This window comes from Burkholderia sp. ZZQ-2, from assembly GCF_050768715.1.
GTDB lineage: Bacteria > Pseudomonadota > Gammaproteobacteria > Burkholderiales > Burkholderiaceae > Burkholderia > Burkholderia cepacia.
Map to the genome: position 1 here is coordinate 1 of NZ_LDVA01000334.1, position 9,485 is coordinate 9,485.

Here is a 9,485-nt window from a genome sequence, read left to right on the forward strand (position 1 = left end):
CTCGAGCCGTTCCAGCAGGGCGAGATCCTCGTGAACGGCCAGTCGGTCGGCGACAAGAAGACGAACCTGTCGAAGCTGCGCTCGAAGGTCGGGATGGTGTTCCAGCATTTCGAGCTGTTCCCGCACCTGTCGATCACCGAGAACCTGACGCTCGCGCAGATCAAGGTGCTCGGCCGCGGCAAGGACGAGGCGAACGAGAAGGGCCTGAAGCTGCTCGACCGCGTCGGCCTGAAGGCGCACGCGCACAAGTTCCCGGGCCAGTTGTCGGGCGGCCAGCAGCAGCGTGTCGCGATCGCGCGCGCGCTGTCGATGGACCCGATCGCGATGCTGTTCGACGAACCGACGTCCGCGCTCGACCCCGAGATGATCAACGAAGTGCTCGACGTGATGGTCGAACTCGCGCAGGAAGGGATGACGATGATGGTCGTCACGCACGAGATGGGCTTCGCGAAGAAGGTCGCGCATCGCGTGATCTTCATGGACAAGGGCGCGATCGTCGAGGACGACCGCAAGGACGATTTCTTCTCGAATCCGAAATCGGAACGCGCGAAGGACTTCCTCGCGAAGATCCTGCACTGAACGCTGCCGCGACGCGACGCGCCGCACCCGCCCCTTCCGATCGTCCGTTCCATGCCGGCCTTTCCGATGAAACGACTGCCTTCCCTCAACGCGCTGCAGATCTTCGACATCGTCGCCCGCCACGGCAGCTTCACGCGCGCCGCCGAGCGGCTGTGCCTGACGCAGGGTGCGGTGAGCCGGCAGGTCCTCGCGCTGGAGGCGTTCTACCAGTTCCCGCTTTTCAAGCGCACGCCAAAGGGACTGACGCTGACGGCGGAAGGCGAGCTGCTGTTACCGACGGTGCGCGAGAGCTTTGCGCGCATCGAAGAGGTATCGATGCGCCTGTCGCGCCGGCGCACCGAGCTCGCGCTGAAGGTGCCGACCTGCATGATGCAGTGGATGTTGCCGCGGATCATGCGGTTTCAGTCCGAGCACCCGGAACTCCAGGTGCAGATCACGACGACCTGGGGCCATCACGTCGATTTCCGCATGGAGCCGTTCGACGCCGCGGTGATCTACGCCCCCGGCGCCGCCCCCGACATGCATGCGATCCCGCTGTTCGAAGAGCGGCTCACGCCGGTATGCTCGCCGGACCTGCTGAACCGCCATCCGCTCGCAAGCGTCGACGACCTGGCCAACCATACGCTGCTGCATCCGACCCGCGATCACCGCGACTGGAAACGGTGGCTCGACCATGCGGGCGCACCGCACGTCGACTCGACGCGCGGATTGAGCTTCGAGACGCTCGACCTCGCCACCCACGCGGCGATCGACGGCTACGGCATCGCGATCGGCGACCGGACGCTCGTCGACGAAAGCGTGGCGGCGCACCGGCTCGTGACGCCGTTCGACGTGTCGATGCCGACCGGGATGGGCTATTACTTCGTGTATCCGGGCGGCGCCGAGCAGCAGCAGAAGATCCAGCTGTTCGGCGACTGGATCACGGGCGAACGCGAGCGCCAGACCTCCGTTTTCAATCGGCGCGCGTGAGCCGGCTCATCGGCACGGCACGCAAGCGCTTGCGTGCCGCATACCGCCGCCCGGCGCGCCCGACCGGATCCGGCCCGCGCAATGCCGGCAGGCGGCGATTTCCCCTCGCTTCCAGTTCGCTTTCGAACCGCTCCGCAACCGTGAATAACCGAGATTATTGAATCCAAAAAATTCGATATTTTATTTTCGGCTTATCCACTAAACTTTTTCATGGCAATTCGCTGACCTGCGTTTGCCGAAGCACTTCAATTCTCCGACTCATTAAATCAATCAAGGAGTTTGAAATGTAAGCTGCCGCAATTTCATCGGGAACCACACCGTCGATTCGTGTCGACGCGGCCAACGGCAACCGGATCACCGGGCACTGCTGCTACGGCCAGGGCCGGCACACGGGCGCGTTCAGCCGGGCAGGCGACAACGTGTCGGCGACGTGCTGGCGGGTCGGCAGCGCCGGCCAGACCAGCCGCGGCACGACGACCGAGTATCGCCGGGACGGTGAAGGCCGAACCGGGGCGAATACACGGGTTCCTGATCGAGGTGCCTGGGCGCGAGGGTTTCGCGCCATGAACGGCGCAATGCGAACTGCCTTTTTGCATTGCGCCGCCTTTTTAATTTGATCCGGATTGTTTTAACCCATTCATCGTCACACGCAAACCGAATCAAATCAAAAAAGAAACAATCCAACGCGCCGTGCGCCGTGTAGTCGCTTCTTTATTTTGACTTTGAACCTGCAATTTGCCGGCGGACATGCCGGGAACAACGCGACACCATCCGGTCAGCTTATCTCCCGCAACGTCCCCAACAGCACCTTCCTGCAACTCGCGACCATCTGCGCTTCCGGATCGCGATATTCCGTGAGCAGCCACGCCGCGCCGACGTTCGTCATCGCGCCGACGAGCGCGAGCCCGATCAGCCGCTGCTCGGTGCGTTCCGCGGGCGTCGCCGCTTCGCGCGGCGCGCCGATCGCCATGATCAGCTTGCCGAAGTCGATCAGCATGCGCTGGTAGGTCATGTCGGTGTCCGCGCTCACGCCCATCACCTCGAGCAGCAGCACGCGCGCCGCGCACGGGTCGCGCAGGAACGCGAAGAACGCGGCGAGCCCGGCATCGATGCTCTCGCGCAGATCGCCGCCGCGCTCGGCCACTGCCCGCTCGACTGCCTCGTGCAACTGCTGCGCGTGATGCAGGTAGGTGCAGCGCAGCAAATCCTCGGTGCTGTCGAACGCCGCATAAAAATAGCGATCGTTCAGCTTCGCTTCCTGGCAGATCGACCGTACCGTCGCCTTGCGGAACCCGACCGTGCCGAACACACGCGTCGCCGCGCGAATTAGCGCGTCGCGCCGCTCGGCGGCCCGCACCTCGGGCGCCACGCCGCCATACGAGCGGCCCCGTTTTTCCGTTTCGAGTGCTTTCTCCATTCCGCTATTTGACATCAGGACACCCGAAAACTAAAGTGGTGACGACCAACACCACATTAGACGCGCCGCCGGCACGGGGCAAGCGGAACGGGAGGAGCAACGGATGAACGGGTTTTCCGGCAAGGTCGCCGCGATCACGGGCGCCGGTTCGGGCATGGGCCGCAGCCTCGCGGTCGAGCTTGCGCGGCGTGGCTGCGAGGTCGCGCTCGCCGACGTCAACGAAACCGGGCTCGCCGGCACTGCGGCCGCCTGCGCTCAGCATGGCGTGCGCGTGAGCACGCGGCGGCTCGACGTCGCCGACCGCGATGCGGTGTTCGCGTGGGCCGATTTCGTGCGCGCCGGGCATGGCAAGGTCAACCTGATCTTCAACAACGCGGGCGTGTCGCTGGCCGCCAGCGCCGAGACCGCGGGCATCGCCGATCTCGAATGGATCGTCGGCATCAACTTCTGGGGCGTCGTGCACGGCACGCAGGCATTCCTGCCGCACCTGCGCGCGTCGGGCGACGGTCACGTCGTCAATACGTCGAGCCTGTTCGGGCTCGTCGCGATGCCCACACAAAGCGCTTACAACGCGACCAAGTTCGCGGTGCGCGGCTTTACCGAGGCACTGCGGATGGAGCTCGAACTCGACGGCGCGCCGGTGAGCGCGACCTGCGTGCATCCGGGCGGCGTCGCGACGAACATCGTCGACGCGGGCCGCGTCGATACCAGCATCCACGCACTCACGGGTCAGGACGAAGCGACCCATCGCCGCCAGGCGAACCGGCTGATCAACGCGACGACGGCCGACGATGCCGCGCGGCAGATCCTCGCGGGTGTCGAGCGCAATGCGCGCCGCGTGCTCGTCGGCGCCGACGCACGCCGGCTCGACAGGATCGCGCGCCTGCTCGGCGCCGGTTACCAGTGGCTGATGCTGCGCCACGTGCGTCGCGCCCGGGCCCGCAACCTCCGCCCGAAGGAAGCCCCGGCCGCGCTCGCGACCACGCCCACCAAGGACCCCGCATGACCTCGACGACAACCGACCGGCGCGACGCGCCGCCCGCCCCCGGCGACAGCCGCGACCTCGACGTGCTGATCGTCGGTGCCGGCCTGTCCGGCATCGGCGCGGCGTATCACCTGAAGCAGCGCTGCCCGTATGCAAGCGTGGCCATCGTCGAGGCGCGCGACGCGATCGGCGGTACCTGGGACCTGTTCCGCTATCCGGGCGTCCGTTCGGATTCCGACATGTTCACGCTCGGCTACAGCTTCCGCCCGTGGCACAGCGACAAGGCGATCTCCGACGGCCAGACGATCCTCGACTACATCCGCGACACCGCGCGCACCTACGGTATCGACAAGACGATCCGTTACGGCCAGAAAGTCGTCGCGGCCGACTGGGATTCGAACCGCGCGCGCTGGACGGTCCGCATCGAGCGCACGCAGGGCGGCACGACCGACACGCTCGTCTACACCTGCCGCTTCCTGTTCATGTGCAGCGGCTACTACGACTACGACGCCGGCTACCTGCCCGACTGGGCCGGGATGGACACGTTCGAAGGCAAGCTCGTGCATCCGCAGCACTGGCCGAAGGATCTGTCGTACGCGAACCGGCGGGTCGTCGTGATCGGCAGCGGTGCGACGGCCGTCACGCTCGTGCCGTCGATGGCGGCCGACGCGCAGCACGTGACGATGCTGCAACGCTCGCCGACCTACATCGTGTCGCTGCCCGCACGCGACAAGATCGCGAACGCGTTGCGCCGCGTGCTGCCGCCCCGGCTCGCGCACCGGCTCGTGCGCGTGAAGAACGTGCTGCTGACGATTTACCTGTACAACGTGTCGCGCCGCAAGCCCGACCAGACGAAGAAGTTCATCATCCGCGCGGCCAGCAAGCAGCTCGGCCCCGACTTCGATGTCGCGAAGCACCTGACGCCGCGCTACATGCCGTGGGACCAGCGCGTGTGCCTCGTGCCGAACGGCGACCTGTTCAAGTCGATCCGCGCGGGCCGCGCGTCGATCGTCACCGACGAGATCGAGCGCTTCACGCCGACCGGCCTCAAGCTGAAGAGCGGCCAGCAGCTCGACGCGGACGTGATCGTCACCGCGACCGGGCTGAAGGTGAAGATGCTCGGCGGCGCGCGCGTCACGGTCGACGGCCGCGCGGTCGACCTGCCGGAGACCGTGTCGTACAAGGGCATGATGTACAGCGACGTGCCGAACCTCGCGTCGTCGTTCGGCTACACGAACGCGTCGTGGACGCTGAAGGCCGAGCTGATCGCGCGCTACGTATGCCGGCTGCTCAACCACATGCGCGCGAACGACTACGACACGTGCGTGCCGCGGCTCGGCACCGGCGAGCTCGGCGACGTGCCGGCCGTCAACCTGAGCTCGGGCTACATCCAGCGCGCGGCCGGCATCCTGCCGAAGCAGGGCCATCGCAAGCCGTGGAAATTCCACCAGAACTACGTGCGCGATCTCGCCTCGCTGAAGTTCAGCGCGCTCGCCGATTCGGCGATGCATTTCGAACGCCGCGCGAAAGCCGGCACGGCCGCCGCGGCGCCGGTTGCCGAACCCGCACTAGAACCCCGTTGAGGCCGACATGACCCCTACGCTCCATCTGATCCAGAACGTCCTGCTCGGCGTCGTCGCGGCGCTCGCCGCGCTCGCGCTGTTTACCGGCTACGTGGCCCGTCGCGTGACGCGCGCGTTTCCGCCCGAAGGCCGCTTCGTCGACGTCGGCGGCGACCGCATCCACTACGTCGAATACGGTAACGGCCCGCCGATCGTGTTCGTCCACGGGCTCGCCGGGCAACTGCGCAATTTCGCGTACCTGCCGCTCGCACGGCTCGCGCAGCGGCATCGCGTGATCCTCATGGACCGCCCGGGCGCCGGCCGCTCGCTGCGCGGCGCGGCTTCGCAGGCGAACGTGTTCGCGCAGGCCCGCACGGTCGCCGCGTTCATCGACGCGCTGCGGCTCGACAAGCCCGTGCTGGTCGGCCACTCGCTCGGCGGCGCGATCGCGCTTGCCGTCGGCCTCAACCATGCGGACCGCGTGAGCCGGCTCGCGCTGATCGCGCCGCTGTCGCACCAGCAGACCGAGCCGCCGGCGCCGTTCAAGCCGCTGATGCTGCCCTCGCCGCTCGTGCGCCGCTTCGTGTCGTGGACCTTCGCGATCCCGCTGACGATCCTGACCGGCCGCAAGGCCGTGCGCCAGGTGTTCGCGCCGGAAGACGTGCCGCGCGACTTCCCGGTCAAGGGCGGCGGCCTGCTCGGGATGCGCCCGCACGTGTTCTACGCGACGGCGACCGACCTGCTGTCGGCACCCGTCGACCTGCCCGCGATGGAACGCCGCTATGCGGACCTCGCGCTGCCGGTCGACGTGCTGTACGGCCGCGCCGATCCGATCCTGAACTGGCGCGAGCATGGCGACGCGCTCGCGAAGAAATCGGCGCGCGTGCGGCTGAAGGTCGTCGAGGGCGGGCACATGCTGCCGGTCACGATTCCGGAGGCCACCGCCGACTGGCTGCTCGAAGTCGCCGCCGCCCCGGCCGAGGCGGCACCGCAGGCAGCGCGCGTCGCGCACTGAGCCTGGAACCGGCGAAACCAGCGAAACCGCGCCTGATTCCGCGCCCGCCGTGCAGCCGAAGCGGCGGCGGAATCAGGCTTCGTCGTCGGGCACCGACAGCCCGAGATCCGAGATCACCTCCCGCGCGCTGCGGAATGCCTCGACCGCGGCCGGCGCGCCCGCGTACAGCGCGCTGTGCAGCAACACCTCGCGGATCTCGACGAGGCTCGCGCCGTTGTTGAGCGCGCCGCGAATGTGCCCCTTCAGTTCCGTGCTGCGGCCGAGCGCCGCCAGCATCGCGCACGTGCACAGGCTGCGCGTCTTCAGGTCGATCCCGTCCCGCTGCCACGTGCTGCCCCACGCGTGCTCGTTCAGCCAGTTCTGCAGCGGGCGCGAAAAACCGTCGAGGTCGCGCATCGCGCGCTCGACGAACGCCTCGCCCATCACGTCGATTCGTCGCGCCTTGCCGTTTTCCCTGTCCTGTTCGCTCATGTCCGGGTCCTGTATGGAGTCGTGGCCGCTTCGGCATCGTCGGCAGCCGGGGATTTCGCGCCATGTTCATCGGGCCGGCGCGTTTCGTCAAAGATGCGGCCCTCGGTTCGAGGCCATCCGCGCAACGCGATATCGAACGCTACGTAACATCGCGCCGCGCGTTACGGCGGCTTACGGGAACATCGCAACCGCCGCGCCCGCGCACCGAGCATGCCCGTCGCGCGAAAGCACCGTTACTCCGTTTAAATCGCGCCGATCTTCCCGATTCCTGCAATAAATCGCGACACCGTTTCGCGAATGCTGTCGTGGCGCGGAATTTGCAGAGGAGGCTTGGACACACTTCCAATGTCGAGGCCAACATGCACACACTCTTCAAGAAGACGACGGTAACGATGGCCGTCTCGTCGCTGCTCGCACTATATGGTTGCGGCTCGGTCGATGGACCGACGACCCCGCCGACGATCAAGCCGAGCACGTCAGGGACGGGCGGCAGCTCGGGGACTTCGGGTACGTCGGGCGGTGGGACGTCGGGGACTTCGGGGGGCGGGACTTCGGGTAGTTCGGGGACTTCGGGTACGTCGGGTACTTCCGGCACCTCGGGCACCTCCGGTACGTCGGGCACTTCCGGCACCTCGGGCACTTCCGGTACGTCGGGTACTTCCGGCACCTCGGGTACTTCCGGCACGTCGGGCACCTCCGGTACGTCGGGCACTTCCGGCACCTCGGGCACCTCGGGCACCTCGGGCACCTCGGGTACTTCCGGTACGTCGGGTACTTCCGGTACGTCGGGTACTTCCGGCACCTCGGGCACCTCCGGTACGTCGGGTACTTCCGGTACGTCGGGTACTTCCGGCACCTCGGGCACCTCCGGTACGTCGGGTACCTCCGGCACCTCGGGCACCTCCGGCACCTCGGGCACCTCCGGTACGTCGGGTACCTCCGGCACCTCGGGCACTTCCGGTACGTCGGGTACCTCGGGTACTTCCGGCACTTCGGGTACCTCCGGTACGTCGGGCACTTCCGGCACGTCGGGTACCTCCGGCACCTCGGGCACTTCCGGTACGTCGGGTACTTCCGGTACCTCGGGTACCTCCGGCACCTCGGGCACTTCCGGTACGTCGGGTACTTCCGGTACCTCGGGTACTTCCGGCACTTCGGGTACCTCCGGTACGTCGGGCACTTCCGGCACCTCGGGTACCTCCGGCACGTCGGGTACCTCCGGCACGTCGGGTACTTCCGGTACGTCGGGCACTTCCGGCACCTCGGGCACCTCCGGTACGTCGGGTACGTCGGGCACTTCCGGCACCTCGGGTACTTCCGGCACCTCAGGCACCTCCGGTACGTCGGGTACGTCGGGCACTTCCGGCACTTCCGGCACCGGCGTCACCCCGCTCGGCAATGTCCTCCAGAAATCCGGCAACCTCGTGACGGCAGTCGGTACGACGGTCGCGAACGGCGGCGGCGTGATCGGCGGCGTGCAGATCCCCGGCACGAACCCGACGACGGCCAACAGCGTCGGCAACGCGGTCACGAGCCTCGGCAACGGCGTGCAGGCGCTCGGCAACGGCGTCGCGGCCGGCCTCGGCTCGATCGGCGTGTCGGCGAACCCGCTCGGGCCGACGCTGACGTCGACCACCGGCCTGCTGACCGGCGCCGGCGGCGCGGTCAACAACCTCGGCAACGCGGTGAAGAGCCTCGGCTCCGGCCCGCTGTCGCCGCTGTCGCCGGTCACGACGCTCGTCGGCGATCTCGTCAACACCGTGGGCGGCGCCGTCAACTCGACCGCGTCGGGCCTCAACACGGCGCTGAACAGCTCGCCGGTCCAGCAGCTCGAGACGCAGGTCGGCAAGGTGATCAACCCGATCACGAACACGCTGACCGGCGGTGTCACGACGCCGGGCGCCACGCAGACGCTCGGCGGCGTCACGCTGCTCGGCACGCCGCTCAACGGCCTGCTGAGCGCGCTCGGCAACGGCCTCGCCCTCGCCGGCACGAAGGTCGGCGGCGCAACCGGCAACCCGGTCGGCACCGGCCTCGGCGGCGTCGTGGCACAGCTCGGCAACACGGTGACGTCCACCGGCGGCCTCGTCCACGACAACAACGCGGGCAGCTCCAGCAGCGGCACGGGCGGCAGCAACCCGCTCGCCCCGATCACGGGCCTGCTCGGCACGCTGACGGGCGGCCTGGGCGGCGGCAGCTCGAGCGGTTCGGGCGGCACGAGCGGCACGAGCAGCGGCGGCCCGCTCGGACCGGTCACGGGCCTGCTCGGCTCGCTGACGGGTGCGCTCGGCGGCCTCGGTTCGAGCGGCACGAGCGGCACCGGCGGAACGAGTGGCACCAGCGGCACCGGTGGCGCGGGTGTCGGCGGCCTGCTGGCGCCGGTCACCAACCTCGTCAATTCGCTGACGCCGCTCGGCGCCAGCCTTACGGGCACGGTCACGACGCCGGGCGGCAACGTGACGGGCACGCTCGGCGGCCTGCTGTCGA

Annotated in this window: 8 protein-coding genes; 6 read left to right on the plus strand and 2 right to left on the minus strand. The window is 68.0% G+C overall.

The annotated features are described in order from the left end of the window. Positions 1-579, plus strand: a 579-nt coding sequence (locus tag ABY44_RS31615) for an amino acid ABC transporter ATP-binding protein (RefSeq protein WP_060173233.1), incomplete at its 5' end; no start/stop codon positions are given. Between the two features lie 66 nt (positions 580-645). Next, on the plus strand, positions 646-1,548 hold the full coding sequence (locus ABY44_RS31620) for a LysR substrate-binding domain-containing protein (RefSeq protein WP_431643162.1): 903 nt from the start codon (positions 646-648) through the stop codon (positions 1,546-1,548). A 775-nt stretch (positions 1,549-2,323) separates the two neighbouring features. On the opposite strand, the gene ABY44_RS31625 is transcribed toward ABY44_RS31620, so the two are convergent. Then, positions 2,324-2,965: a TetR/AcrR family transcriptional regulator gene (locus ABY44_RS31625; RefSeq protein ID WP_226149778.1), complete on the minus strand. Its 642-nt coding sequence runs from the start codon at positions 2,963-2,965 to the stop codon at positions 2,324-2,326. A gap of 103 nt (positions 2,966-3,068) precedes the next feature. Here ABY44_RS31625 and ABY44_RS31630 point away from each other — a divergent pair, with 103 nt between their 5' ends. The 3 genes from ABY44_RS31630 to ABY44_RS31640 are packed head-to-tail and all read left to right on the plus strand — an operon-like array spanning position 3,069 to position 6,527. Further along, positions 3,069-3,971 carry an SDR family NAD(P)-dependent oxidoreductase gene (locus tag ABY44_RS31630; protein WP_060171268.1) on the plus strand — a complete coding sequence of 301 codons (903 nt, stop codon included), beginning with the start codon at positions 3,069-3,071 and terminating at the stop codon, positions 3,969-3,971. Then, positions 3,968-5,533, plus strand: a complete 1,566-nt coding sequence (locus tag ABY44_RS31635) for a flavin-containing monooxygenase (RefSeq protein WP_060171270.1) — start codon at positions 3,968-3,970, stop codon at positions 5,531-5,533. Before ABY44_RS31630 ends, ABY44_RS31635 begins: the two co-directional genes overlap by 4 nt. A gap of 7 nt (positions 5,534-5,540) precedes the next feature. Next, entirely contained in the window at positions 5,541-6,527 is a 987-nt protein-coding gene (locus ABY44_RS31640) for an alpha/beta fold hydrolase (protein WP_059697148.1), read from the plus strand. A 72-nt stretch (positions 6,528-6,599) separates the two neighbouring features. Here the strand turns inward: ABY44_RS31640 and ABY44_RS31645 are convergent, their stop codons facing one another. Beyond that, positions 6,600-6,998, minus strand: coding sequence for a carboxymuconolactone decarboxylase family protein (locus ABY44_RS31645; RefSeq protein ID WP_059687689.1), 399 nt, complete (start codon positions 6,996-6,998; stop codon positions 6,600-6,602). A gap of 359 nt (positions 6,999-7,357) precedes the next feature. On the opposite strand from ABY44_RS31645, the gene ABY44_RS31650 reads away from it, so the two are divergent. Then, on the plus strand, positions 7,358-9,485 hold a 2,128-nt coding region (locus tag ABY44_RS31650; RefSeq protein ID WP_431643166.1), incomplete at its 3' end, for a collagen-like triple helix repeat-containing protein.

What these genes read in the sequence shown, in the direction of transcription:
- ABY44_RS31620 (WP_431643162.1), top strand. Translation starts at nt 646, where the DNA reads ATGAAACGACTGCCTTCCCTCAACGCGCTGCAGATCTTCGACATCGTC.
- ABY44_RS31625 (WP_226149778.1), bottom strand. Translation starts at nt 2,965, where the DNA reads ATGGAGAAAGCACTCGAAACGGAAAAACGGGGCCGCTCGTATGGCGGC.
- ABY44_RS31630 (WP_060171268.1), top strand. Translation starts at nt 3,069, where the DNA reads ATGAACGGGTTTTCCGGCAAGGTCGCCGCGATCACGGGCGCCGGTTCG.
- ABY44_RS31635 (WP_060171270.1), top strand. Translation starts at nt 3,968, where the DNA reads ATGACCTCGACGACAACCGACCGGCGCGACGCGCCGCCCGCCCCCGGC.
- ABY44_RS31640 (WP_059697148.1), top strand. Translation starts at nt 5,541, where the DNA reads ATGACCCCTACGCTCCATCTGATCCAGAACGTCCTGCTCGGCGTCGTC.
- ABY44_RS31645 (WP_059687689.1), bottom strand. Translation starts at nt 6,998, where the DNA reads ATGAGCGAACAGGACAGGGAAAACGGCAAGGCGCGACGAATCGACGTG.